Genomic DNA, 23,446 nt, shown 5'->3' on the forward strand with positions numbered 1-23,446 from the left:
CCTGTTCTGATTGCATCAGAACAGGGGCTCCAGGTCTTTGATGTGTCGCGTTCCCGAACCGGAAAAGCGGTTCCACTTTTCCTGAGAACGCTCCAGGCGGACGTGCTCAGGCTCAGCGCCTGATCACGGAGCGAGGGGGACTTCGGTCGTGGGGTCGCCGTCTATGGCGAGGGCGATGGAGGGTTCGAGGACCTCGAGCGCATAGGGCAGGCTAAGCAGGGAGGTGTGGCTCAACGCGCTGGTGACGATGGGGCCGAGAAAGACCTCGCGGCCTTCCTGGACCGCCGTGAGCGTGGGCCGGAAGATGGCGTTTTCGATGGGCTCCATGCCCTCGTCGGCGAACCAGATCAGCACGTCGGAATCGAACGCCTCGGGACGCTCTTCGGAGAGTTCGACCGAGAAGGTGCCGGGGTCGGACAGCGCGACGACCTCGGGGTGATTGTCGAGGCCCATCTGGTTGAGAAGCTGAACGCGCGGGTCCGACGTCGTATAGACGTGGTTGGCGCCTTCCCAGATGGTGCCGAGCGACACCGTCTGCCCCGCCCACTCCGGGTTGCGCCCGGCGATCGCGGCGAGTTCGGCGTTGATCGCGTCGACCTGGGCCTGCGCCTCGTCCTCTTCGCCGATAGCGCGGCCAGCGACCAGGGCCTGCTGATCCCAAGCCAGCTCATAATCGCCCACCCCTTCGGGCACGGCGACCACGGGAGCGATGGCCGAGAGCTGCTGGTAGTCCCGGTCGGTGATGCCCGAATAGAGCGCGAGGATCACGTCTGGTTCGGAGGCCGCGATCTGTTCGAAATTGAGCTCGCCGCGCAGGATTTCGGGCGTTCCGGTCAGCATTTCTTTGGCCCAGGGCCAGACGTCGTATTCGCCGAACCAGTAGCGCACGGTCAGCGGCTGGACGCCGAGCGCGAGAAGATTGTCCGCGCCGTTGTAATCGACCGTGGCCACGCGGAGCGGGCGTTCGGGGATCGTGGTCGCGCCGAACTTGTGCTCGATTGTGAGGGGGAATTCCTGGGCATGGGCGAGACCCGTCGAGGCCGCGAGGCCGGCAAGGATCAGGATGGAAGGTAGCAGTTTCATCGGGTGGACCTTTTCGAGAGGGTCAAGGGGTGTGGGGAGCGCCGGTTGGCCGGGCAGGGATGTGCCGCGAGGTCAGGCGGCCAGTTCGGGATGTGTGCGGCGCAAGTGATCGATCAGGCGGTCCTTGCGGCTTTTTGGGTCGCGCAGGACGCAGGTGGTGCAGTATTCGCCGCCCTCGGCGGTGTAGTAGCGGCAGCACCCGCCGCGGGCGCGGAACCAGCCGCAGACGTCGGGCCGCTCGGGGAGCCGGGCCCTGACAAAGCCGGTCTGGCGCGCATAGAGCGGCGAGCCCTTCTCGCGCAGCATGGGCAGGACCAGCGTCATGGCGCGCTCGGGGTCGCCGGCCTCGGTACCGGCTTCGAGAAACCCCGCCGAGAGACTGTCGCCGGCCAGGCGCCAGAGCGCGGCGCGCGGCAGACCAGAAGCGGCGTGGAGACTATCAACGAGCGGGGCGAGGAGGATCTCGTAGGCTTGCCGGAACCGGTCTGCGCCCGCCGCATCGGGCAGGGCGGAAAAGCGTGCACCGCGTGGGGAGAGCGCGGCATCGAACACCGGCGCCACGCCGCTTTCGCCCTCGTGCTGCCAGGTGACCAGCCGCACGCTGGCCGAAGCACTGCCTTCTCGCGCCTCGATCAGCCATGCTCCGGAGAGGGCGAGGCCAGCCAGGGGCAGCGCGAGCGACCAGCTTATGCGGCCCATGGTGTAGGCGGCGGCCAGCTTGCGGTCCGCGCCCGGGGTTCTCTCGATTTCCTCATCGAGCCACACCGAGAGGGCCTGTTCCATGCCCCGGTCGATCGGAACGGCATCGGCAGGAGGCGGAGCCAGGACAAAGCGCGGGCTGTAGGGCCCCTGATGGTCCGCAAGCGCCTGATGCCTGGTCATGATCTCGTGGGGTGTCTGCTCCATGGGGCGATCGCTCCCGCGCTCAATCGAGGGGCACTTCGGTGGCGAAGGTCTTGCCCTGCCATTCGGGATGGGCCTCGGCGGCGTCGGCAACGGCGGAGCGCACCGCTTCGATCCGTTCGGCGGCGAGCTCGGACCGACCCAGCGCGAGGCCGGCCCGTTCGGCCTGTTCCACCCAGTCCAGATCATAGTCCCCACGCCCCGGTGGAACGGCGACGACGGGGGCGATCAGAGAGAGCCTTTCGTAATCATCGGGGCTGATGCCCGAGCGCATGGCGAGGATGACGTCTGGATCGGTGGCCGCGATCTGCTCGAAGTCGAGCTCACCGGCCAGAGCGGCGGGATCGGCGGTAGCCAGCTCCTGGGCCCATGGCCAGAGGGCGTTGTCATAGGGGCCGAACCAGGCCCGGGCGGTAAGGGGCTGGAAGCCGAGCGCCAGCACATTGTCCACCCCGGCGAAATCTATGGTCGCCACGCGTTCGGGCTGCTCTTCGATCACGGTGGTTCCGTATGTGTGCTCGATGGTGAGCGGGAAGTCCTGCGCAAATGCCGTGGTCGCAGTGGCGGCGAGGAAAATGGCAGCAACGCCATGGGGCAGCGGATGTGTCATGGAAACTGCCCTTAAAGTTGAGACCTGGCGGCGTTGCGCTGCAGGAGATAGACGAAAACCGGGACGCCGATGATGGCGGTGACGAGGCCTGCGGGGATCTGGACGGGTGCGAACAGGGCGCGGCCGGCCAGATCGGCGGCGGCGACCAGCAGGGCACCGCACAGCGCGGTGAGGATCGTGTGGAGCCCAAGGCTGGCGCGGGCGATGCGCCGGGCGGCGTGCGGGGCGATGAGGCCCACGAACCCCAGCGGCCCGACGATGGCGGTGGCCGCCGCGGCAAAGCCCACCCCAATGCAGATCAGGCCATAGCGGGCCCATCTGACCGGCGCCCCCAGACCGGTGGCGGTCTCTTCGCCCATGCGCAGCACCGACATGATGCGGCTCAGGCCCAGGATCAGAGGGCAGAGCGCGGCGCACCAGAGCGAAAGCAGGACGACGTCGTTCCATGTGGCGGCATTGATCGAGCCCGCCAGCCAGGCCAGAGCCGAGACCGCGCGGTCGATATCGCCATAGGTCAGCATGGCGGAAGTGAGCGAGGTGACGAAGGCGGCCACCCCGATGCCCACGAGGATGAAGCGGATGGCGCCGTTGCCGCGCTTCTGGTGGCTGAGCGCCTGAACGAGCGCGGCGATGGTCAGCGCGCCGCCGAAGGCGAGAATCGGGCGCCAGGAATAATCGAGGCCGGGGGCGAGAACGATGCCGAACACCACGGCGAGCGCGGCGCCCTGGCTGATACCGATGAGCGAGGGGTCGGCCAGCCCGTTGCGGGTGACGTTCTGCAAGGCGCTGCCCGAAAGCGCCATCATCGCGCCCACCAGCGCTGCAGCGAGGGCTCGCGGGAAGCGGAACTGCCAGACGACATTGTCGATGGCGTCCGAGGGTGCGTTGCCGGTGAGGGTGAGAACTACGGTCGCAAGGTCGATATCGTAGCTGCCGGTGACCAGGCTGAGGGCAAAGACCGCGACGAGGAGGCCCGCGAGGACCAGGACGGCGGCGAGCGCGCGGATGGGCAGGCGCAGCGCGAGGCGTTCGCCGGGGGTGCGCACCACTATGTGGTCGCGCAGATGGCCGGCGCCGGCGCTCATTTTGCCCTCATGCGCACGAGCTGGATGAAGACCGGCGCGCCCACCATCGCGGTGATGATGCCGGTGGAAATCTCGCGCGGAGCGATGGCAACGCGGGCGATGATGTCGATGCCAAGGAGATAGGCGGCGCCGACAATCGCCGAATAGGGGACGATCCAGCGGTAATCGGAGCCCACAAAGAGCCGCACCACATGCGGGATGACGAGGCCCACGAAGCCCATCGGTCCGGCCAGGGCGACCGAACATGCGGTGAGCACGACGACGGTGACGAGCAATTGCACCTTGAGCGGGCCAGTGCGCACGCCGAGGCCCTTTGCGACCTCGTCGCCCATGGCGAGCGCGGTCACCTGCCGCCCGAGCGCCAGCGCGGCAAGGAGTGCGATGGCGATCCATGGGCCGGTGATCCAGAGCATGGCGATATCGCGCCCGGCCAGCGATCCGGTGAGCCAGACCCGGAGGTTCTCGAAGGTGTCCTCGTTGAGCAGGTGCATCACCGATGTGAGCGCGGCAAGGAAGGCGGTGATTGCGGCGCCGGCCAGGGTGAGGGTGAGCGGGGTCGCGCCGCCGGGCGCCAGCGAGGAAATCACATAGACCACGAGTGCGGTGGCGAGGGCGCCCGCCGCAGCGATCCAGGGCAGGAATTGCATGGAGGGCAGGTCGATGAAAAACGAGGTGGCAACCACGGCGAACGAGGCGCCGGCGAGCAGGCCCAGAAGGCCCGGATCGGCAAGGGGGTTGCGCGTGACGCCCTGCATGAGCGCGCCCGAGACGGCGAGCGCGGCTCCCACGGTGACGGCGATCAGCGCGCGCGGGAGGCGCAGCTCCCAGATGATCATGTGGTCGAACACCTCGGTGTTGCGCGCAAAGATCGCCTCGAACACGGTCGCGAGAGGCAGCGGCTTGGCGCCGACCGCGATGTGAAGCGCAAAGAGCAGCGCTGCAACCCCAAGCGTTATCGGGATGCCCGAAGCGGCGGCGAGGTGACGGGTGCCGTGATGGTCCGTGGTGGCGCTCATGCGACGCGCACCGCGGCCTTGCGGCGCGCATGGGCGCCAAGCGGGATGCATACCAGATGCCCGGTGACCGGATCGCGGATCACCTGGGCATCGAGATCGAAGACTTCCCTGAGGCGGGCCTCGGTGAAGACGCAATGGGAGGGGCCGGCACAGACCACGCGGCCCTCCTTCATCATCACCAGATGATCGGCATAGGCTGCGGCAAGGCTGAGCTCGTGAAGCACGACGACGAGCGTTCGGCCGCTGCTGTGGGCGAGATCGGCAAGAAGCTCCATGAGGTCGACCTGAACCTTGAGGTCGAGAAAAGTCGTGGGTTCGTCGAGCAGCAGGAGGTCGGTCTGCTGGGCAAGGACCATGGCGATCCAGCAACGCTGGCGCTGTCCGCCAGAGAGCGTATCGATGGGGCGGTCGGCGAAATTGGACACCTGTGCGGTGTCCATGGCGTCCCGGACCGCTTCCTCGTCCTCTCTGGTCCATTGGCGCATGAGGCCCTGATGGGGAAAGCGCCCCTGGGCGACCAGTTCGCGTACGGTGAGTCCCTCGGGCGGGATGGGACCCTGGGGCAGCAATCCGAGCTTTTTCGCCACCTCACGGCTTTTGGACTGGTGGATGGCCTTGCCATCGAGGATCACGGACCCCGAGGACGGGGTGAGGATGCGGGCCATGGTCTTGAGAAGGGTGGACTTGCCCGACCCATTGGGGCCCACAAGGATGGTCATCTTGCCATCGGCGACCGCGAGCGAGACATCGGAGAGAACCGGGGTCTCCCCATATCCGCTCGCCAGATGCTCCGAGCGCAGGCGCGATTGGCTCTTGTGGTCGTCCATTGGATCGCTCGCGATGGCTCCGGCCGGCCAGTCTTCCGCAGGGGCGTCTGGAGGTATCCGGACCTGGCGACCGCGCACACGTCATGACGGCCACCATAAGATGATGGGCGCACTCATAATAAGTTAAGCTGACGAGTTCAATCACAAATAGCGCGTTGGCCGGGCAGGGGCCATCAGGCTGGGGGCAGCTTTGACGCTTACATCTGGGGATCCGGGCGTGCGAGCGTGAGAGGACCGGCGAGGATCAGCGCGACCAGTTCGGCCTGCCGGCCGGTGCCCGTCTTCTGGAACAGGTTGCGCATATGGAAGGCGACCGTTGTCTGCGCGATGCCGAGCGCGGCGGCGATCGCCGCGGGCTTGTGCCCGTCGGCGAGTTCCAGAGCAATCTCCGCCTCGGTCCGGGTGAGGCCGAAAAGCGGCGCCAGGACCGAGGCGGAGGGGCGGGGACGCCGATCGGGGTCGGTGATGAAGAGAGCTGCGACGGGAGCGTCATGCGGGGCGGTGCTCTGTGCGGGTATGGGGCAGGCGACGACGAGCAGATCTCTTTGGTCGGGCGCCCGCGCGAGGGCGCAGGACAGGACGTGATCGCCGCTTTGCGGACTGTCGGCAATCACGCGTGCGAGCAGATCCTTGAGGTGGTCCCGCTGTGCGGGTTCGAGGGCGCGCAGGGGCGCCCCGGTCTTGATCTCGAGGGTGCCGGTGCCCACCTCGCGGGCGCCGCAATTGGCGTGGCGGACATGACCGCGGCGGTCGAGCAGGACAATGCCCGTGGCGACGAGGTCCAGCACCTGTTCGATCCCGGCGCCCGGGTCGGGCTGGGTGCCGCTCAGGGTGGCTCGCAGGCGGTCGAGTTCGGCGTCGCGCTGGATCCTGATTCGCTCGATCTGGCGCAGGCGGGCCTGGACCGTGGCCAGCATCAGATCGAAATCCACCGGCTTGATGAGGTAGTCGTCGGCTCCCGATCGCTTGCCTTCCACGATCTCGCGCGGATCGGCGAGGGCCGTGAGGAAGATGAAGGGAATGTCCGCGTATTCGGGATGCCGGTCGCGCAGCGTTCGCAGCACCTCATAGCCGTTGGTGCCGGGCATGTTGATGTCGCACAGGATGAGATCCGGTCTGATCGCATCGATCTGGGCGAGTGCCTCGGTGCCGTTGGCTGCTTCGATGGCGGTGTATCCGGCCTCCTGCAACTCCTCGACCATATCGCGCCGGAGTTGCGCCTCGTCTTCCACGCATAGAACAGTTGACCGAACAGGGGCGCCAGCTGTCGGATCGCCGGTCATGCGGTGACCTCCGAAGTGCGCCTGCTCGCGGGATACCCCGGCGACGAGGCGGGGGCCAGAGGCAGGGACAGTGCGAACGTCGTGCGGTCATCGGAGGAGGCAAGAAGGCTGACATCGCCGCCCTGCATGCGGGCGAGCGTGCGTGCCATGTAGAGCCCGATTCCGGTGCCCGGTACCCCATTTGCGTTCTCCCCACGGAAATAGCGCTCGAACAGCCTCTGGCTTTCACACGGATCGATGGGGCAGCCGGAATTGGTCACAAGGCATTGGGCGAAAGGGCCTTCTAAACCGAACGCCACGTGAACGGGAGTGCCGGGCGGCGAATATTTCGCCGCGTTGGCGAGGAGGTTGATCAGGATGTGCTCGGCATGCGCCGAATCGCACAGGACGGTGATCGGACTTGTCCCATCGTGGTGCACGAGGATGTCTCTGTCTGGCGCGGTCTCTGTCTGGCGCTCGCAGACAGACGCGGCCAGTTGAACCAGATCGCAGGGCTGGGCGCGTACATCGACCTGGCCCGCGTCGAGCCGTGCGGCGTCGAGCGTGCTTTCCACGAGCCCGGTGAGGCGCGTGATCGCCTGCCGGGCGCGTCCGGCGCGTTCCTCAAGCTCGGATGGGGTGATCGACTGGCGGCGCCGCATCATGCGCTGCAGGGCGGAATCGATGATGGCGAGCGGCGTGCGGAACTGGTGGGACACCATGGCCGCGAAGTTGCGATAAAGATCGGCCGCGGCCCGTTCGCGGGCCAGCGCTTCGTCGAGCTCGCGGGTTCTGGCCCTGACCAGTTCCTCGAGGTGATCGCGGTGGCGCGAGAGCTCGATCTGGGCGGTGCGCCGTTCGGTGACGTCGCTGACGAACACGATGGCGCCGATGATGTCGCTGCCGCTGCGCAGCGGAAAGCAGCGCAGATAGAGATAGAGCGGTTCGGCTTCGGCAGGCTGGAAGAAGACCTGGTCGAAAAGGGTGGTGGAGCGGCCCGCAAGGCCCTCAACCAGTGCCTCGCGCACCGGTTCGATGTTGAAAAAGCCCGAAATATCGCCGAGCGACTGACCGACGGACCGATCGGGCGGGACAGAAAAGAGCTGCTCCATGGCCGCGTTCCAGACGGTGCAGCGCAGATCGAGGTCGACCACAAGCACGCCTTCGCCGCTCGACCCGATGACGAGTTCGGAAAAGGCCTTTTCGTTCTCCAGCAGCAGCGAGCGCTTCTGCGTCTCCCGGAGCGCGAGAAGGAGCCGCAGCGAGAGAAAGCCACCGATCAGCGAAATGCCGGCAAGCGAGGCGATGATATGCCAGAGCTGGCTGCGATAGGTATCGAGCCGCGCGCCCAGCCCTTCCCATTCGGCGACCATTGCGGCGTTGGCCGCGCGCCCCAGAGAGCCATTGTGGGGCGCGAGCACATCGTGGGCGGCGCGGGCCGCGGCGGTATCGCCCTGGCCAAGCCGGTCGAGCAGCGGAGCGAGGGTTTCGGCCGAGCGGGTGAGGGCTTCGAGCTCGGCGGAAAAGCCCAACCGCTCCATCTGCCGGCGCTGGGGCCCGGAATCGAGCAGGGCAATGCGGCTGAGAAAGACATCGTAGCGCCGCTGCAGTTCGGGCGTGTCGGTGGGATCGAGGGCGTAATTGGCGATCGTGTCGCTCAGGCGCAGGCTGGCGACCTGGGCCTGGGAGATGACCCACAGCATGTTCTGGGTCGCTTCCACCCGCATGTCGCGCTCGATCTCCGACAGGCGGATGAGCGCGAAGGCCAGAAGCAGGGCGAAGACCCCGACCCCCAGGGTCGACAGGACAACGCCGATGCGGTTTTGGGCGCCCCGGATCATCGGATCTCGAGCTGGTAGAGCTGCCACACCCATCGGTAGTCGTAGCGGATGTCCTGGAGTTGGTCGTGCTGATCGCGCGGGTAGACGATCCAGAGCGGGCCCTTGTCGCTCGGCAAGAGGCGCTCGCCGTCCATGCTGTGGGCGAGCACGACGTCGAAGCGCTCGAAATCCTCGATGGGGATATCGATGGCGTAGTCGTTGAGCGCGATGGCCGAGACGGTCTCGCCCTCGGCCCCGACCCGCGCGAGCAGATCTCGCATGAGAACCCCCTCGAAAAGATGCACGCCGTCGGTCACCGACGTGGACGTCTCGATGGCTGCAGGGGGCAGGGCTTCCAACATCTCCATGTCAAAGAGCGCGGCGTCATCGGCGTTGATTGCGGCGATCGTTCCGCGGACCTCGAGGATGACATCGCCAGCTGGCGCAGACAGGGCGTCCGTCGTCTGGGCGGAGAGCGGGAGGACGTGCATCGCGCCGGAGAGCGTGAGCAGTACTGCCGCGGCCAGCCGAGGCGCCGCGTCCGATAAGCTGAATGTATCGTGCGATGATGCCATGTCCGTGTCCCCCATGCGTTCACCCCTGCCCATGGGTAGCATGGCTTGCGGCAGGCACAAAAACCATCCCTGACCATCATAGGCCGGCCTAACGGCAGCGGCCCCGTTCAAACGAACGGGGCCCGGTGAGAAGCCAAAGTATACGATCGGCGCGACGACGGGACGTTCAGAACACGATCGGGGGATCTATGTGGGATTTTAGCGTAGGCAGCGCGATGGGCATGATGATGCGCACGCTGCCATTCATCGTGCTGCGCATGGCGGTCTATTTCGGCATCACGCTGGCCTATATCCTCGTCACCGGCGCGGGCGCCGGGATCGGGTTCGGTGTTGGCGCGCTGGGTGACCCGGGCTTTCAGGCCTCGTCGGCTTTCTGGGGCGGCGCCATCGGGTTCGGCGTCGTCGCAGCGGTGATGTACTGGGCGCGCGAATATATCCTTTATATCGTCAAGGCCGGGCATATCGCGGTGCTGGTCCAGATGATCGACGGCAAGCCGATGCCCGAGGGCCGCTCCCAGATTGAGCATGGCCGCGCGGTCGTCAAGGAGCGCTTCGCGCAGGCGAGCGTGCTCTTTGCGGTCGATCAGCTCATCAAGGGCGTGCTGGCGGCGATCACCGGGCTGGTGCGGGGCATCCTCTCGGTCCTGCCCATTCCCGGCGCCAGCCAGTTGACGGGCATCCTGCACGCCTTCCTCCGGATTGCGGTGGGGTTCATCGACGAGGTGATCCTGGCCTATGCCATCCGCACGGGCTCGACCAACCCCTGGGCGTCGGCGCGCACCTCGCTGGTGCTTTACGGGCAGAACTACAAGGTGATGCTCAAGAACGCCGCTTGGCTGGCCATCATCGTCTATGGGCTGAGCCTGCTGGTGTTTCTCGTCATGCTCGCCCCGGCGGCGCTGGTCGTCTACCTGATGCCGGGCGCGTGGGCTGCGGGCGGGTTCGTCTTCGCGCTGCTGTTCGCCTGGAGCGTCAAGGCGGCGCTGCTCGAACCGTTCGCGATCACCTGCCTGATGCAGGTCTATTTCAAAACCATAGAGGGCCAGGAGCCCGACCCGGAATGGGACGCAAGGCTCGAGCAGATGTCGGGCAAGTTCCGCAAGCTCAAGGAGCGCGCCATGGGCGGCCGGTCCCGGCCTGCAGCCGGCGCTCAGCCTGCCTGAACACTCTGGCACAGGGGGAGACATAATGCGAATTATAGGTCTGGCAGGGTTGATTGCTGCGGCACTTTCGGTGCCGGTTTCCGCCTCCGGGGACGTTGTCGTCGTCTATGACGCATCGGGTTCGATGTGGGGGCAGATAGATGGCGTCAGCAAGATTGAGATTGCCCGCGACGTCATGGCCGGGTTGGTGGATGGCTGGTCCGCGGACACGGACCTGGGCCTGGTTGCCTATGGGCACAGGCGCGAGGCCGATTGCGGCGACATTGAAACCGTCATCGCACCCGGTCCGGTGGACCGGGCCGGCTTCAAGCAGACGGTGAACCAGATCGTGCCAAATGGCCGTACGCCCTTGTCCGCTGCAGTCGAGCACGCCGCCGAGCTGCTGGCCTGGCGCGAAAACCCGGCTACCGTAGTGCTGATTTCCGATGGGCTGGAAAACTGCGAGGCCGATCCCTGTGCCCTGTCGGCTCAGCTCGCCGAGCAGGGCGTGGGGTTCACCACTCATGTCATCGGGTTCGACCTGACGCGCGAGGAACATGAGCAACTCGCCTGCATCGCCGACAATACCGGGGGCGTTTTCCTCCCGGCCCAGAATGCGGATGAGCTCGGTGACGCACTATCCCAGGTGCAGAGCGTGATCGACCTCGAGCCGGCGACCCGGCCTGCTGCGGAGCCGGCTCCTGAACCGGACGCCTTGGGCGGCCCGATCACGTTAACAGCACCGGGGCAAGTGTCGATCGGGGCCGAGTTCGATGTGGCCTGGTCCGAGACGATCGACACGTCGGACTATGTCAGCATCGTACCGATGGGCTCCGATGAAGGGGAGATGGAGAACTATCTCGTGGTGCGTGAGGACAGCGAAGGGGTCCTGACAGCGCCATCCGCACCTGGTGTTTACGAGGTGCGCTACGTGCTCAACGAGGGTCGCAAGACACTGGGTAGCGCGACCGTGGAGGTTACGGATGCCGCAGTGACACTGACGGCGCCCGAGGCGGTTGTGACCGGCGCGGAGTTCGATGTCGCCTGGTCCGATACGCTCAACGTCACGGACTATGTGAGCATCGTGCCCATGGGGTCCGATGAAGGAAAACTGGAGAACTATCTCGTGGTGCGCGAGGACAGCCAAGGGCTTCTGACAGCGCCATCGGAACCTGGTGTTTACGAGGTGCGCTACGTGCTCAACGAAGGGCGCAAGACGCTGGGTAGCGCCGCAATCGAGGTCACGGCGCCCGAGGTGATTGTCATGGGCCCGGACGTGGTGCGTGCCGAAGCTCCGGTTGACGTGTCGTGGTCCGCCACGGTCAACGCTTCCGACTATGTCAGCATCGTGCCGATGGGGGCCGACGAGGGGCAGATCGATGACTATCTGGTCGTTCGGGAAGCCAGCGAAGGCACGCTGACGGCTCCGACGGGCACGGGGCTTTATGAGGTGCGCTACATCCTCAATGAAGGCCGCCGCACGCTGGCGAGCCTCACTCTCGAAGTCGTTGCTGCTGAAGCCCCGCTCGACGATGGCGCCGGGCTGAACGTACCCGCCAGCGCCGCGCCGGGAGCGCCAGTCACCATCGAATGGACTGCCGAGGTCGCCGGCGCCCGGATCGCGCTTGCCCGTGCCGATCAGCCCGATTTCAGCTGGGTGGAGGCCCATTCGACCGACGGTCTGCAGGCGCTGGATATCACCATGCCCGAGGAGGCCGGAACCTACGAAATCCGCTTTCTTGATATCGCCGGGCAGGACGTGCTCGGGCGCGCAATCGTGGAGGTTCAATGATGAATGGGATCGTCAAACGGCTTGGCGCCGGAGTCGTCATGGCCGCGCTGGTCTTGCTGCCGATGGCGGCGCAGGCCGAGATCGATGGGCACGGGCCCGATGCCTGGCAGGTTCATGGTGTGGCGCCCAACGACGTGCTCAACGCACGCATGGGGCCGGGCACCAGCTTTCCGGTGATCGAGACGTTCCGGCACGATGAACGCGGCCTCGAGCAGATCACCTGCGTGCCGTTCATCACCATGGAGCACTATTCGGCGATGAGCGAGGCCCAGCTCGACAGCCTGCCGGCGCGCTGGTGCCTGATGCGCTCGTCGGACCTGAGAAAAGCGGGCTGGGTGGCGCAGCGCTATCTGGTGGAGGACGGCTATCAGCCGATCGATTCCCCCACCACCGGTCCCGGAGCCGTGCCGGGGGATCAGGTGATCGCCCATGCCCAGGACCTCGTGCGGGCGCTTTACGAGGCGGAGTTTCTGGCCACCCAGGGCGGACCGCATCCGCTCGATCCGGCCAATGCCGGCAATTATTTCTCCTCCGATGTCGTGGCTGTCCTGCGTTCGGGCCCGCTCGGAGCCGATCCGCTCTACGGGGCGCAGGACTTCGACGGCTCGGTCGGCGAGCCGATGCCCGATCCTGACCAGCCGATGCTGCGCGGGATGATCACCATCAACGTCGAGATCGTCAATTTCGGCAGGCCTCACACGGCGGTGTTTCGGCTGCGCGCCGATCCGAGCCGACCGGGCGCGCCTCTTCGCATTTTCCGTATCGAGCACGAGGGCTGGTCCTTTCCTTAGGACACGGCGAACAAGGAGAGAAACGATGAAGCACAGAACAGGGGCATCGATCGCAGGGGCGCTGGGGGTGCTGGTGTGCCTCATGGTGCCGGCATTGGCCCAGCTCGGCACGGCGGTGGGCACGCTCAGCGTCACGATCGACGGAGAGGCCTATGAAGGCGAGACGCTCGACGTGCCCTCGGAGGGCACGTCCACGGCGACGGTCCAGTCCTTCGGACCGGTCACGACGCTGACCATTCAGGCGCACGATCCGCAGTCCGACAGCATCATGCGTAATGTGATGGCGGTGGAACTTTCCCTGATGGGCAGCGATGCCTCCGCGTCAATCATGGAGGCGTCCGTGTCATGGTGGCCCGGAGGGATGGGCGAGCCATTCTACTATTCGGAAGGCAGCGGCACCGCGACAGACATCGTGATCGATACGCTAACCCTCGAGGATGGCGCCGAGGCTATTCAGGGCAGCGTCTCGGGGATGCTCTGCCGCCGCGACAGCTTCTTTGCCGATCCGGACATGGATGATTGCCGGATGGTCGAGGGCACTTTCGACACCCCGTTGCTCAAGGCTGAGTGAAGGCAGGGGCTCCCCGGGCGTCATGCCCGGTGGGGCGCCGGTGGCTAGAGCATATCCTGTTCTGAGTGAATCAGGGCAGGGGCTCCAAGCTTTTGCTGTGTCGCGTTTCCGAACCGAAAAAGTGTTTCCACTTTTCCTGGAAACGCTCCAGCCAGGCCGCGGGGCGCCCGAGCAGTTCGCTCGGGTGCCCCGCGGCATATGTGGGTCTACCAGTTGGTGAACGAGCCGTCCCTGCGGCGCAGGTGCGGGGGTTCGGAGTACTCGAACGGCGCGGATTTGAGGTAGTCCTCGTTGACCTCGACCCCGAGGCCCGGGCCCTCGGGTACCTGGTAGTGGCTGCCCTTGAGTTCGGTCTGGACCGGGAATATCTCCCGGTTTTCAAAGCCCAGATCCTCGACCGGGCTCGCGCGGCACTCGAGCCAGGAGAAATTGGGCACTGCTGCGGCCATGTGAACCGATGCGGCGGTGCAGATGGGACCGAGCGGATTGTGCGGCATCAGGTCGACGTAATGGGCCTCGCACCAGCCGGCGACCTTCATGGCTTCGGTGAAGCCGCCGACATTGCAGATGTCGATGCGGGCGTGCTGGAGGATGTCGCGTTCGATATAGGGTGCGAACTGCCATTTCGAAGAGAATTCCTCGCCGATGGCAAAGGGCACGTCGGTCATGCGGCGCAGTGATTCATAGGCGGTCGGCGCTTCGTCGCGGATCGGCTCCTCAAGGAAGTCCAGCGTCCCGGACCCCAGCTTCTGGCAAAAGGACGCGGCCTCGGCGACGCTGAGCCGGTGATGGTACTCCACGCCCAGGATTGCCGCGTGGCCCAGTTCGGCGCGCACGGCACGGACCCAGTCCACCGTCGCAGCGATGGAATCGCGCGGCTCGTAGGTTTCGGTTTCCTCCTGAAAGCCGCCGAGCAGGCGGATGCAGTGCCAGCCTGAATCGAAAGCGATCCGGGCTTTTTCCACCATTTCGGGGCCGGGATCGGCGGGGACAGTCGCAAAGGCCGGCACGCTCTGGCGCGCCCGGCCGCCGAGAAGCTGGTAGACCGGCACGCCCAGCGCTTTGCCCTTGATGTCGTAGCACGCGATGTCGATGGCGGAGATGGCCGCCGAGAGCACTCGGCCGCCCTCGAAATACTGGCTGCGATAAAGCTCCTGCCAGATTCCCGAGGCGTTCATGGGGTCGCGGCCGATGAGGAATTGCGAGAAGTGCTCGATGGCGCCCACGACGGCTTTTTCACGGAATGAGAGGCCGGATTCTCCCCAGCCATAGATACCTTCGTCGGTCTCGATCTTGACGAGAAGCTGGTTCCGAACGCCTACCCAGACCGGATAAGCCTTGATTGCCGTGATTTTCATTTGGTGGTTCTTCTGTACTTTTCTTTGAGTAGCGGAGCGGGTTCGAGACCGCGTCAGTTGAGCAGGTCCGGCAGCCAGGTCGAGAGTTCGGGCACCAACACAAGCAGGACGATGGCCGCGAGTTGTGCGATGATGAAGGGCAGGAGCGCCTTAAAGAGCGGGGCAAGCCCGATATTGCCGATCTTCATGAGCACGAACAGCACCACGCCGAAGGGTGGGGTGATCAGCCCCATGGCGAGCGTGAGCATGATGACCATCGCGGCCTGGATAGGATCGATCCCGAGCTGCATGATCGTAGGCATGAGCAGCGGCACGAAGATGATCAGCGCCGCCCCGATATCGAGGAACATGCCAAGGATCAGCATCAGCACCACGACCCCGATCAGGAACAGGGTGGGATCGCCGCCAAAAAACGGCACCATGGCCGAAACAAAGCCAGAAATTCCGAGGAGGTTCAGAGCGTAAGACAGGATCGCGGCCGCTGCGACGAGGAAGTAGATCGTCGCGGTGACACGGGTCGAGACAACGACCGCCTGCCAGATATCGGCGATCGAAAGCGAGCGGAAGATCACCAGCCCAAGGACCAGAGCCACGAACACGGCGATGCCGCCGCCCTCGGTGGCCGTGAAGGCGCCGGTGACCATGCCGCCGACGATGACGATGGGCAGGATGGCCACAATGGCGCTTTCCAGCAGTAGCCGTGGCATCTGGCTGCGTTCGACCTTGATGGCCGATTTTGGCAGGCCCCTGGTCATGGCGGTGATAAAGACCACCGCGATGCAGGCGAGCCCCATGATCAGGCCGGGGATGACGCCGGCGAGGAACAGATCGACGATCGAAAGCCCGGAGACCGCGGCCATGATGATGGCGAGGCCGGACGGCGGAATAATCGGGCCGACGATCGAGGAGGATGCGGTGACTGCGGCGGCATATTCCGGCGTGTAGCCTTCCTCTGGCATGACCTTGAGAAAAAAGCGTCCCAGCGCCGAGGCGTCGGCGACCGCCGAACCGGACACGCCGGCAAACAGAACCGAAGCGGTGATGTTTGTGTAGGCCGTACCGCCGGGGACCCGCCCCACCAGCAGTGAGGTGGCGCGGACGATGCGGTTGGTGATGCCGCTGATGTTCATGAGTTCGGCGGCGAGGATATAGAAGGGAACCGCCAGGAAGATGAAGCTATCCACGCCGCCGAAAAAGCGGGTGATGATCACCTGCGGCGGTATGCCGAACTGCCAGATGCCGAAGGTACCGGCGAGCCCGAGCGCAAAGGCGATGGGAACGCCGAGAACGAGCAGCACGAAGGATATCGACGCAACCCAGGCCATCGGATTACCTCACATGAAGGGTTGATTGACTCGGCGCTAGAGGCGCTCGGGTTCGGCATTGGCGTGGGCAAATCCGGAGATCGCGCACAGCAGGATCTGGATCAGCATGAGCGCCGCGCCGACGGGAATGGCGAGGTAGACCCAGAACATGGAAATGCCGGAGGCCGCTGCCCTCTGGCCCATATTGCTCACCGAGGCCGGCCAGCCGAAATAGATCAGGAGGACGCAGAAGAGGCCGGCCACGACATAGGTCGCCGTGAGCACCAGATGGCGACGGTGCCTGGCAAACAGCTCGCCCAGGCTTTCGACGGCCATGTGCTCGGCGTAGTAGATGGCGGCGGTGCCGCCCAGCATCATCACCCAGATCATGGAATAGCGCATAATCTCCTCGCCCCACGGGATCGACGAGCCAAGGACATAACGACCGAACACCTGCGAGAAGTTGAGACCGCACACGAACACGAAAATCGCGGCAGCACTCCACTGGCACGCCAGCGCGAGGCCTTTGGAAAGCGTCTTTATGCCCATGATGTCCTCCCTGGCGCAAAGCGACCGCCCCTCGGATAGGAGGGGCGGCCTTGCATGCTACTGGTCGCCGTAGACAGAGGCTTCGGCGTCTTCGACGGCCGCTTCGATGCGGTCAAGGACCTCTTCGCCGGCCTGGCCAAGAATGAACTCGCGGACCGGCTCATAGACCGCGTCGCGGAACATCGACTTTTCCTCTGGCGAGGAAATGTGGACCTCGACGCCCATCTCGCGGATGGCGGCGATGGCAGCCCAGTCGCCCGTGGTCTTTTCCACGTTCTCAACTGCGGCCAGCACCCGGGCGCCATCGGCCACGATCTGCTGGTGTTCCGGGGACAGCGAGGTGAACCACTCGTCATTGGCCACCACGATATGCAGGCCGAAAACGTGCTCGTTGAGCGTCATGTACTCGGCCACTTCCGCCGCGCCGCCCGAAAGGTGAACCGACGGGGGGCTTTCCAGCCCGTCCACAACGCCCTGCTGGAACGCCATGGTGGCTTCCGAGCCGGCGATCGGGGTGGGATCGGCGCCCAGGGCGGACACCATTTCCATGTAGACAGGGCTTTCCATGGTGCGGATCTTCATGCCCGCCATGTCTTCTGGCGTCTGGATCATCCGGTCGTTGTTGAGGAACGAGCGGAAGCCGTTCTGGGAGAAGGCCAGGGCACGGATGCCGGTCTGCTCCCGGATGTCCTCGAGCATCCACTGCCCGAATTCCCCGCTCATGACTTCCCATGCCACCGGAGCGGAGGGGAAGAGATAGGGCATCGACCAGGCCTGGATCGGCGCATAGAAGCCGGCGAACGCGCCGTCGGACGGCAGGGTCATGTGCAGGGTGCCCTGCTGGACCATCTCTGTGGTGTCACGGACCGAGCCGAGCTGGTTGCCCGGGAAGATGCGGACGGTCAGGTCGCCGCCGCTCTTGTTCTCGACGTATTCCTTGAACGCGGTGACCGCGTTGAATTCGGGATTGTCGCCTTCGTACATCTCGAGCGCAAAGCGAATCTCTTCACTCATCGCCATCGGAGCGACCGCAAACGACGAAGCGGCCAGCAGGCTGACGGAAAGGGCGCGAAACAGGGACATTTTCTCCTCCTATGTTCTTAAGATTGATGGAGACAAACACCCAAATTATACAAAGTCAATGATAGATTGTGTGCTAATGGCTTTGCGGTTAGAGTTCGCCAGACTGCAAAAAGGGGAGTCGCAGGTGAGCGAAGTTCTGGCATCGAGCGAGCGGAAAGTGTTTCGGCCCCGCCCCCGGATGGGACTGGCCGAGCTCATGCGCGACGACATCGTTTCCGGCGCCCTGCCGGCGGGGAGCCTGCTCAAGACCATAGAACTTTCAAAGCGCTACGGGGTGAGCACCAATCCGATCCGCGAGGCGTTGCATCAGCTCAGCGGGGAGGGATTTGTCGTGCTCTCGCGCAACAGGAGCGCGCAGGTCCGGAGTCTGGATGAGACGTTCGTGCGCAATATCTTCGACATCAGGACGCTGATCGAGCCCTATCTGATCCGGGTGTTCGTCGAGCAGGCGCGCAAGGACGATCTTGATCGTGCGCGGGAGGTCCAGCAGCGGCTCGAGGTGACCCAGGGCGATCAGGTCGAGTGGGACAAGCTCGACGAGGAATTCCACGGCATCATGTACAAGCGCCACTTCAACGGCGAAGCCCGGGCGATCCGCCAGCGGCACGGGGAGGTGGTGAGGGCACTCGCGCGGCGCTACCCGATCAGTTCGGCTCGCCGCGCCACCGTGCTCAAGGACCATTGGGAAATCATCGAGGCCGTCGAGGCCCACGATGCCGACCGCGCCGCCCAAGTGGTGGAGCGCCACGCAAGGGGCGCAGAGCGCCATCTGCTGCTCAGGATGCGGGAAGGCGCGTAAGGGCGCCGGCGCTCTTCCGGTAAAAGATGAGCGGACCGGATTATCGCTTTGCCGTTCCGCATGAATCCCGCACGATGAGCTGCGGGGTCTGGATGCGGCGCGTCACGTCCCGGTTGGGCTCGCGGATTCGGCTGATCACCAGTTCGGCGGCCTCGCGGCCGATCTCCCGGGGATGCAGGGACACGGTGGTGAGCGTCGGATGGGACATCTCCGCTTCGGGCATGCCGTCGAACCCGATCAACGCCATGTCACTGCCCGGCTCGAGCCCGTTCTTGCGAAGCCCGTGCATGACCGAAATGGCGACGAAATCATTGTAGCAGAGCGCCGCGGTCGGTCGGTCGCGCAGGCTCAGCACCGTCTCGACGTCGGTGATGCCGCTTTGGCGCGAAGGCCGGCTTTCCACCACGAGTGCAGGATCGTATTCGATGCCCGCCTGCTGCAGCGCCTTGAAGTAGCCCGCCACCCGGTCGTCGCGGGAGGGATTTCCGCGTTCCCCGCCGAGAAAGGCGATGCGGCGATGGCCGCGCTTCAGAAGCGCGTCGGTCGCGATTTCGGCCGCCCGGAAATTGTCCGGCCCGGAAAAGTCGAAGCGATCACTGGCGAAGGGGCGCACCGCGATGCACACGGGAATCCGCCGCTCGTGCAGGCGATCGAAGGTCTCGAGGGAAGAGCCGGTGGCGGGGCAGACGATCAGCCCTGCAACCCCGTGCTCGAGAAGCGACATGCACAGCTTGTGCTGGCGCGCCGGTTCCTCGTTGGACTGCACGAGATAGACGAAATAGCCCTCCCGGTCAGCCATCTCCTCGATGGTGGCGGTCAACTCTGTGAAGAACGGGTTCATCAGGTCGTTGATGATCAGCCCGATGGCCTGGGAGGTCTGGGTCCTCAGGTTTGCCGCGCCACGATTGTAGGTATAGCCCAGGGCATCGATGGACGCATTGACCCGATCGATGGTCGCCTTGGAAATGCGGGAACTGCCGCGCAGGACCAGCGAGACCGTCGATCGGGAGACCCCGGCATGATCGGCGATGTCGTTGATCGTGACGCTGCGCACCGGCCCCATCATCTGCCCCGGAAATCGGGTGTGCGCTTGGCGCGCATTGCGGCAATGCCGTCCTCGAGATCGGTGGTGGTCTGGGTCGCCATGCCCGCGAGCATCTCCAAAGTCTGATGAAGGGTCTCGCCGGCACCGCCGTCGATGATCTTCTTGCCGAGTTGTACGGCGATGGGTGCCTGAGCACAGATTTGTGCGGCCAGCCCGCGGGCCACGTCAAGAGCGCTGCCCTGCGGGGACACGGCATTCACCAAACCCCAGCGCTCCGCGGTGGGGGCGTCGATCCGCTGGGCGGTTAGCACCATCTGCTTGGCGCGCGACCGGCCCACGATGTCGGGAAGGCGCCGCGTGCCGCCCCATCCAGGCAGGGTGCCAAGCGACACTTCGGGCAATGCCATGGTGGTGTCCTCGTCCGCAACCCGTAAATCGGCAGCCAGCGCGAGTTCGAGCCCCCCACCGAGCGCCATGCCGTGCAGCGCCGCAATGACGGGCAGCCGGCAGCCGGCGATCGTATCGAATGCGCGGTGGCCCATGCTTATCCACTCGGTGCGAAAGGCCTCGGGCGAAAGAGCGGACCAGATATTGATATCGGCGCCCACCGAGAACAACCGGCCCTCGGCGTGAATCACCAGCGCGCGAAGGCCGGGCTCGGTTTCCGCCCGTGCAATTGCCGCGATCAGGTCGCGCAGCATGTCGGGGGTGAGTGCGTTGAGCTTTTCCGGCCGCGCCAGCCGCACAAGGCCAACAGAATCCTCGATATCGAATGCGATGTGCGACATACGCCAAGCCCTTGTGGATCAATGTAGAGTTGATAGAACGTTCTATCTGCCATTAGCTACCATTACAGCATAACGGTCGCAACCCTTCTGCCTGCGCGATGCGGTGCCTGGACAGGCAATGTGTCCTTCATTTCTATGAAATCAAGCAATAACAGAGGGATGGGCTCCCTTTCAGAATCATTATTGACAGTGAGAAGCGGCCGCGCCTATAGGTAGATCGTTCTAGCAAACATCGATATGTCGGGAGGAAAATCGATGAAGACCTTTCTCAATTCGACGGCGCTTGCTGCCCTCGTTCTGGGCATTGCTGCGTCCGCAAGCCCTGTAGCGGCGCAGGAAAGCCTGCTTTTCGGCGCGATTCTGAAGACGCCGGCCAATCCGCACTGGAATGCGATGTCCCAAGGCATCACCGACGCCGCCGAGGAAATCGGGGGAATCGAGGTGGTGGTCTCGACCGTCGCCAGCGAAGGCGCGGCCGAACAGCAGCTCAACAACTGCGAGTCCATGCTCCTGCGCGAGCCTGACGCCCTGATCGTGGGGGCCATCAACTCCAACATCCTTCTGCCATGCCTGCAGCGCGCCACCGAGCAAGGCATCGCGATCGTCGATCTCGATTACAACCTCGATCGCGTGATCGCCGAGAGCGCCGGTGTCGAGGTGACCTTCACCGCCGGCAATGACGGCAACGATACAGGCGGCGTGGGCGCCGATTTCGTGGTCGAGCAGCTTGGCGGCGAGCCGTCCGGTCCGGTGCTGGTGATCGAAGGCCTGCCGGGCAATCCGGTCGGCGCAGCACGCGGCGAAGGCTTCCGCGCGCGCCTTGCCGAAATCGCGCCTGGGCTCGAAGTCACGACGCTGAACGGGGACTGGGATCGCGGCAAGTCGGCTGACATCACCAACGACACCCTGCAGCGCACTCCTGACCTTCAGGCCGTGTTCGCGGCCAATGACACCATGGCCCTGGGTGCGGCGGAAGCACTGCTGGCCGCCGGGCACGATGATGTGCCCGTCGTGGGCGTGGATGGCAGCGCCGATGCCATCGAATCGATCCGGTCCGGCCGGCTGACCGCCACGGTAGGCCAGTTCCCCTATCTGGTCGGCAAGCGCTCGGTTGAGCTGCTCAACGACATGATCCGCAACGGGGGCGAGCTCGATACCTACCAGGGCACCGGGCAGTCCGTGATCACCCAGGAGGTCCTCGAGGCGGGGACAGACGAGATGATCCAGTACCTGCGCTGATCGCGATCAGGGCGTGGTCGCTCTTTGGGGTGGCCACGCTCCGCGCCGCCAGTTCAACCCAACGGAGCCTCCGATGCCCAATACAGAAGCCGCATCGTCCGGTGCGTCGCCGGCCAGCGCCGCCGTGCCCAGGAACAAGGGTGCGCTAAGAGTAGAATCTCTTATCGTTCTCGCCATTCTGGTTGCGGTGATGGCCTTCGCGTCACCCTATTTCTTCACCGTGCCCAACATTCTCAACGTTGTGCTCGCCACCTCGACGATCGGCATTCTCGCGCTCGGAGCCACCTTCGTTATCGGATCCGCCGGCATCGACCTCTCGGTCGGGTCCATACTGGCCTTCGCGGGCGTGATCGGGGCGCTCGTGGCCTCAACACTCGGACTGCCGTGGTGGTTGGCGATCCCCGCTGCCGTTCTCGCAGGTGCGTTCGCCGGCTGGATCAATGGGCTCGTGATCACCTATGGCAATGTCCCGGCCTTCGTCGTGACATTGGGCATGATGGGCGTTGCGCGTGGCGTGGCGCTGCTGATCACCGACGGTCAGGCGATCTACGGCCTCCCGGCGCCGCTGATTTGGCTGGGGCAGGGGCGTCCGTTTGGCATTCCCGTGCCCGCGCTGGTCTTCATCGTGGTGGCGATCATCCTGCATTTCGTGCTCAGCTACACCCGGTTCGGTCGCCATACGCTGATCATTGGCGACAATGAGCGTGGTGCGCGCGCCATGGGCGTTCCCGTCCGCTCGCTGCGGATCAAGATCTATATCCTTTCGGGCATGATGGCTGGGCTTGCCGGGCTTTTGACCACAGCACGCGTCAATGCCGGCGACCCGACGGCGGGCATGACATTCGAGCTCTCGGCGATCACCGCCGCGATCATCGGAGGCACGAATTTGTTCGGCGGCCGGGCCACGATCCTTGGGACGGTCATAGGCGCGCTGATCATGGGCGTGCTCCAGAACGGTCTCAACCTGCTCGCCATTCCCTCGTTCTGGCAGCAGATCTCGATCGGCGTCGTGCTCGTGGCCGCAGTCTGGCTCGATCAGTTCGCCAAGCGCGGCAGGGAGTGAGATGATGCTGCAGATCAACGACATCAAGAAGAATTTCGGCCCGATCGAGGTCCTGCGCGGCGTCACCTTCAGCGTCGATGCCGGCGAGTGCATCGCGGTCGTGGGTGACAATGGCGCCGGCAAGTCGACGCTGATGAAGATCATCACCGGCGTCTACAAGGCCAGCGATGGCGCTGTAATGCTCGCAGACAAGGAAATCACGGGCACCGAGCCGGGCGAGATCCGGGAGTTGGGGGTCGAGATGATCTACCAGAACCTCGAACTGGCCAGCCAGCAGGACGTGACGGCCAACATCTTTCTCGGCCGGGAACCGACTATGCGGTTCATGGGCTGGGACACGGGCGTGATCGATTTCAAATCGGCCCGCACCCAGGCCCAGGAAATGATCCGCCAGCTCGGCGCCCGCCTGCCGTCGGTCGATATCCAGGTCGGCAATCTCTCGGGCGGCCAGCAGCAGTCGGTTGCGATCGCGCGGGCGCTGACCTTCTCGCCCAAGGTCGTAATCATGGACGAGCCGACCGCCGCGTTGGCAGTCAGGGAGATCCAGCACGTTCTCGACCTGATCAAGGAACTCAAGAGCCGTGGCATCGCGGTCATCCTTATCAGCCACCGGCTGACCGACGTGTTCGAGGTCGCCGACCGCATCGTGGCGCTGCGGCAGGGTGTGGTAATCGCCGACGAGCGGACCGGAGAAACCACGATGCAGGACGTCGTCGCCCACATCGTCGGCGCGCACTGAGC

Annotated in this window: 23 protein-coding genes; 8 read left to right on the plus strand and 15 right to left on the minus strand. The window is 64.9% G+C overall.

The features are described 5' to 3' along the window. Positions 1–123: 123 nt before the first annotated feature. From EO136_RS08175 to EO136_RS08215, 9 genes are all read right to left on the minus strand, one after another. Complete coding sequence (locus EO136_RS08175) at positions 124–1,083, minus strand: ABC transporter substrate-binding protein (RefSeq protein WP_127143960.1); 960 nt, start codon at positions 1,081–1,083, stop codon at positions 124–126. 72 nt (positions 1,084–1,155) lie between these two features. After that, positions 1,156–1,989 (minus strand): ferric iron reductase, encoded by an 834-nt coding sequence (locus tag EO136_RS08180; protein WP_127143961.1) that lies wholly within the window; start codon positions 1,987–1,989, stop codon positions 1,156–1,158. A 19-nt stretch (positions 1,990–2,008) separates the two neighbouring features. After that, on the minus strand, positions 2,009–2,596 hold the full coding sequence (locus tag EO136_RS08185; protein WP_127143962.1) for an ABC transporter substrate-binding protein: 588 nt from the start codon (positions 2,594–2,596) through the stop codon (positions 2,009–2,011). An 11-nt stretch (positions 2,597–2,607) separates the two neighbouring features. After that, positions 2,608–3,681, minus strand: coding sequence for a FecCD family ABC transporter permease (locus EO136_RS08190; RefSeq protein ID WP_127143963.1), 1,074 nt, complete (start codon positions 3,679–3,681; stop codon positions 2,608–2,610). Beyond that, positions 3,678–4,697 carry a FecCD family ABC transporter permease gene (locus EO136_RS08195; RefSeq protein ID WP_127143964.1) on the minus strand — a complete coding sequence of 340 codons (1,020 nt, stop codon included), beginning with the start codon at positions 4,695–4,697 and terminating at the stop codon, positions 3,678–3,680. Before EO136_RS08195 ends, EO136_RS08190 begins: the two co-directional genes overlap by 4 nt. Next, positions 4,694–5,524 carry an ABC transporter ATP-binding protein gene (locus EO136_RS08200; RefSeq protein ID WP_127143965.1) on the minus strand — a complete coding sequence of 277 codons (831 nt, stop codon included), beginning with the start codon at positions 5,522–5,524 and terminating at the stop codon, positions 4,694–4,696. The genes EO136_RS08195 and EO136_RS08200 overlap by 4 nt, the downstream gene beginning before the upstream one ends. Before the next feature lie 197 nt (positions 5,525–5,721). Next, the gene (locus EO136_RS08205; protein WP_127143966.1) at positions 5,722–6,807 is read right to left on the minus strand and encodes a response regulator; all 1,086 of its coding nucleotides are present in this window, start codon (positions 6,805–6,807) and stop codon (positions 5,722–5,724) included. Continuing rightward, entirely contained in the window at positions 6,804–8,627 is a 1,824-nt protein-coding gene (locus EO136_RS08210; protein ID WP_164730496.1) for a sensor histidine kinase, read from the minus strand. Before EO136_RS08210 ends, EO136_RS08205 begins: the two co-directional genes overlap by 4 nt. Then, the gene (locus EO136_RS08215) at positions 8,624–9,181 is read right to left on the minus strand and encodes a putative pterin-binding protein (protein WP_127143968.1); all 558 of its coding nucleotides are present in this window, start codon (positions 9,179–9,181) and stop codon (positions 8,624–8,626) included. Before EO136_RS08215 ends, EO136_RS08210 begins: the two co-directional genes overlap by 4 nt. A gap of 188 nt (positions 9,182–9,369) precedes the next feature. On the opposite strand from EO136_RS08215, the gene EO136_RS08220 reads away from it, so the two are divergent. The 4 genes from EO136_RS08220 to EO136_RS08235 are packed head-to-tail and all read left to right on the plus strand — an operon-like array spanning position 9,370 to position 13,477. Continuing rightward, on the plus strand, positions 9,370–10,344 hold the full coding sequence (locus tag EO136_RS08220) for a hypothetical protein (RefSeq protein WP_127143969.1): 975 nt from the start codon (positions 9,370–9,372) through the stop codon (positions 10,342–10,344). 25 nt (positions 10,345–10,369) lie between these two features. Continuing rightward, positions 10,370–12,115: a vWA domain-containing protein gene (locus EO136_RS08225; RefSeq protein ID WP_127143970.1), complete on the plus strand. Its 1,746-nt coding sequence runs from the start codon at positions 10,370–10,372 to the stop codon at positions 12,113–12,115. Continuing rightward, complete coding sequence (locus EO136_RS08230; RefSeq protein WP_127143971.1) at positions 12,112–12,906, plus strand: SH3 domain-containing protein; 795 nt, start codon at positions 12,112–12,114, stop codon at positions 12,904–12,906. The genes EO136_RS08225 and EO136_RS08230 overlap by 4 nt, the downstream gene beginning before the upstream one ends. A gap of 25 nt (positions 12,907–12,931) precedes the next feature. Further along, positions 12,932–13,477, plus strand: a complete 546-nt coding sequence (locus EO136_RS08235; protein WP_127143972.1) for a hypothetical protein — start codon at positions 12,932–12,934, stop codon at positions 13,475–13,477. A gap of 206 nt (positions 13,478–13,683) precedes the next feature. Here EO136_RS08235 and EO136_RS08240 read toward each other — a convergent pair whose 3' ends face one another. The 4 genes from EO136_RS08240 to EO136_RS08255 are packed head-to-tail and all read right to left on the minus strand — an operon-like array spanning position 13,684 to position 17,771. Further along, positions 13,684–14,835, minus strand: a complete 1,152-nt coding sequence (locus EO136_RS08240; protein WP_127143973.1) for a mandelate racemase/muconate lactonizing enzyme family protein — start codon at positions 14,833–14,835, stop codon at positions 13,684–13,686. A 53-nt stretch (positions 14,836–14,888) separates the two neighbouring features. Then, positions 14,889–16,160, minus strand: coding sequence for a TRAP transporter large permease (locus EO136_RS08245; RefSeq protein ID WP_127143974.1), 1,272 nt, complete (start codon positions 16,158–16,160; stop codon positions 14,889–14,891). Between the two features lie 36 nt (positions 16,161–16,196). Beyond that, positions 16,197–16,688, minus strand: a complete 492-nt coding sequence (locus EO136_RS08250; protein WP_127143975.1) for a TRAP transporter small permease — start codon at positions 16,686–16,688, stop codon at positions 16,197–16,199. Between the two features lie 57 nt (positions 16,689–16,745). Beyond that, a complete protein-coding gene (locus EO136_RS08255; RefSeq protein WP_127143976.1) occupies positions 16,746–17,771 on the minus strand; it encodes a TRAP transporter substrate-binding protein in 1,026 nt (341 codons plus the stop codon). A gap of 124 nt (positions 17,772–17,895) precedes the next feature. Here EO136_RS08255 and EO136_RS08260 point away from each other — a divergent pair, with 124 nt between their 5' ends. Then, positions 17,896–18,570, plus strand: a complete 675-nt coding sequence (locus tag EO136_RS08260; RefSeq protein ID WP_206513296.1) for a GntR family transcriptional regulator — start codon at positions 17,896–17,898, stop codon at positions 18,568–18,570. 40 nt (positions 18,571–18,610) lie between these two features. Here EO136_RS08260 and EO136_RS08265 read toward each other — a convergent pair whose 3' ends face one another. Then, complete coding sequence (locus tag EO136_RS08265) at positions 18,611–19,633, minus strand: LacI family DNA-binding transcriptional regulator (protein WP_246018304.1); 1,023 nt, start codon at positions 19,631–19,633, stop codon at positions 18,611–18,613. Next, positions 19,633–20,403, minus strand: a complete 771-nt coding sequence (locus EO136_RS08270; protein ID WP_127143978.1) for an enoyl-CoA hydratase/isomerase family protein — start codon at positions 20,401–20,403, stop codon at positions 19,633–19,635. The genes EO136_RS08265 and EO136_RS08270 overlap by 1 nt, the downstream gene beginning before the upstream one ends. Before the next feature lie 255 nt (positions 20,404–20,658). Between EO136_RS08270 and EO136_RS08275 the strand changes: the two genes are divergently transcribed. The 3 genes from EO136_RS08275 to EO136_RS08285 all read left to right on the plus strand — a co-directional run bounded on the left by EO136_RS08275 (position 20,659) and on the right by EO136_RS08285 (position 23,444). Continuing rightward, entirely contained in the window at positions 20,659–21,642 is a 984-nt protein-coding gene (locus EO136_RS08275; RefSeq protein WP_127143979.1) for a substrate-binding domain-containing protein, read from the plus strand. A gap of 73 nt (positions 21,643–21,715) precedes the next feature. After that, entirely contained in the window at positions 21,716–22,705 is a 990-nt protein-coding gene (locus EO136_RS08280) for an ABC transporter permease (RefSeq protein WP_127143980.1), read from the plus strand. A 4-nt stretch (positions 22,706–22,709) separates the two neighbouring features. After that, entirely contained in the window at positions 22,710–23,444 is a 735-nt protein-coding gene (locus EO136_RS08285; protein WP_246018302.1) for an ATP-binding cassette domain-containing protein, read from the plus strand. The last annotated feature ends 2 nt before the right edge of the window (positions 23,445–23,446 follow it).

The organism is Pelagibacterium montanilacus (assembly GCF_003992665.1).
GTDB classification, from domain to species: Bacteria; Pseudomonadota; Alphaproteobacteria; order Rhizobiales; family Devosiaceae; genus Pelagibacterium; species Pelagibacterium montanilacus.

Excerpts from the sequence above, each read along its gene's own strand:
- EO136_RS08270 (WP_127143978.1), bottom strand. The coding sequence starts at position 20,403 with ATGTCGCACATCGCATTCGATATCGAGGATTCTGTTGGCCTTGTGCGG.
- EO136_RS08285 (WP_246018302.1), top strand. The coding sequence starts at position 22,710 with ATGCTGCAGATCAACGACATCAAGAAGAATTTCGGCCCGATCGAGGTC.
- EO136_RS08250 (WP_127143975.1), bottom strand. The coding sequence starts at position 16,688 with ATGGGCATAAAGACGCTTTCCAAAGGCCTCGCGCTGGCGTGCCAGTGG.
- EO136_RS08245 (WP_127143974.1), bottom strand. The coding sequence starts at position 16,160 with ATGGCCTGGGTTGCGTCGATATCCTTCGTGCTGCTCGTTCTCGGCGTT.
- EO136_RS08185 (WP_127143962.1), bottom strand. The coding sequence starts at position 2,596 with ATGACACATCCGCTGCCCCATGGCGTTGCTGCCATTTTCCTCGCCGCC.
- EO136_RS08240 (WP_127143973.1), bottom strand. The coding sequence starts at position 14,835 with ATGAAAATCACGGCAATCAAGGCTTATCCGGTCTGGGTAGGCGTTCGG.
- EO136_RS08220 (WP_127143969.1), top strand. The coding sequence starts at position 9,370 with ATGTGGGATTTTAGCGTAGGCAGCGCGATGGGCATGATGATGCGCACG.
- EO136_RS08175 (WP_127143960.1), bottom strand. The coding sequence starts at position 1,083 with ATGAAACTGCTACCTTCCATCCTGATCCTTGCCGGCCTCGCGGCCTCG.
- EO136_RS08280 (WP_127143980.1), top strand. The coding sequence starts at position 21,716 with ATGCCCAATACAGAAGCCGCATCGTCCGGTGCGTCGCCGGCCAGCGCC.
- EO136_RS08225 (WP_127143970.1), top strand. The coding sequence starts at position 10,370 with ATGCGAATTATAGGTCTGGCAGGGTTGATTGCTGCGGCACTTTCGGTG.
- EO136_RS08255 (WP_127143976.1), bottom strand. The coding sequence starts at position 17,771 with ATGTCCCTGTTTCGCGCCCTTTCCGTCAGCCTGCTGGCCGCTTCGTCG.
- EO136_RS08200 (WP_127143965.1), bottom strand. The coding sequence starts at position 5,524 with ATGGACGACCACAAGAGCCAATCGCGCCTGCGCTCGGAGCATCTGGCG.
- EO136_RS08265 (WP_246018304.1), bottom strand. The coding sequence starts at position 19,633 with ATGGGGCCGGTGCGCAGCGTCACGATCAACGACATCGCCGATCATGCC.
- EO136_RS08195 (WP_127143964.1), bottom strand. The coding sequence starts at position 4,697 with ATGAGCGCCACCACGGACCATCACGGCACCCGTCACCTCGCCGCCGCT.
- EO136_RS08180 (WP_127143961.1), bottom strand. The coding sequence starts at position 1,989 with ATGGAGCAGACACCCCACGAGATCATGACCAGGCATCAGGCGCTTGCG.
- EO136_RS08190 (WP_127143963.1), bottom strand. The coding sequence starts at position 3,681 with ATGAGCGCCGGCGCCGGCCATCTGCGCGACCACATAGTGGTGCGCACC.
- EO136_RS08230 (WP_127143971.1), top strand. The coding sequence starts at position 12,112 with ATGATGAATGGGATCGTCAAACGGCTTGGCGCCGGAGTCGTCATGGCC.
- EO136_RS08215 (WP_127143968.1), bottom strand. The coding sequence starts at position 9,181 with ATGGCATCATCGCACGATACATTCAGCTTATCGGACGCGGCGCCTCGG.
- EO136_RS08205 (WP_127143966.1), bottom strand. The coding sequence starts at position 6,807 with ATGACCGGCGATCCGACAGCTGGCGCCCCTGTTCGGTCAACTGTTCTA.
- EO136_RS08210 (WP_164730496.1), bottom strand. The coding sequence starts at position 8,627 with ATGATCCGGGGCGCCCAAAACCGCATCGGCGTTGTCCTGTCGACCCTG.
- EO136_RS08275 (WP_127143979.1), top strand. The coding sequence starts at position 20,659 with ATGAAGACCTTTCTCAATTCGACGGCGCTTGCTGCCCTCGTTCTGGGC.
- EO136_RS08235 (WP_127143972.1), top strand. The coding sequence starts at position 12,932 with ATGAAGCACAGAACAGGGGCATCGATCGCAGGGGCGCTGGGGGTGCTG.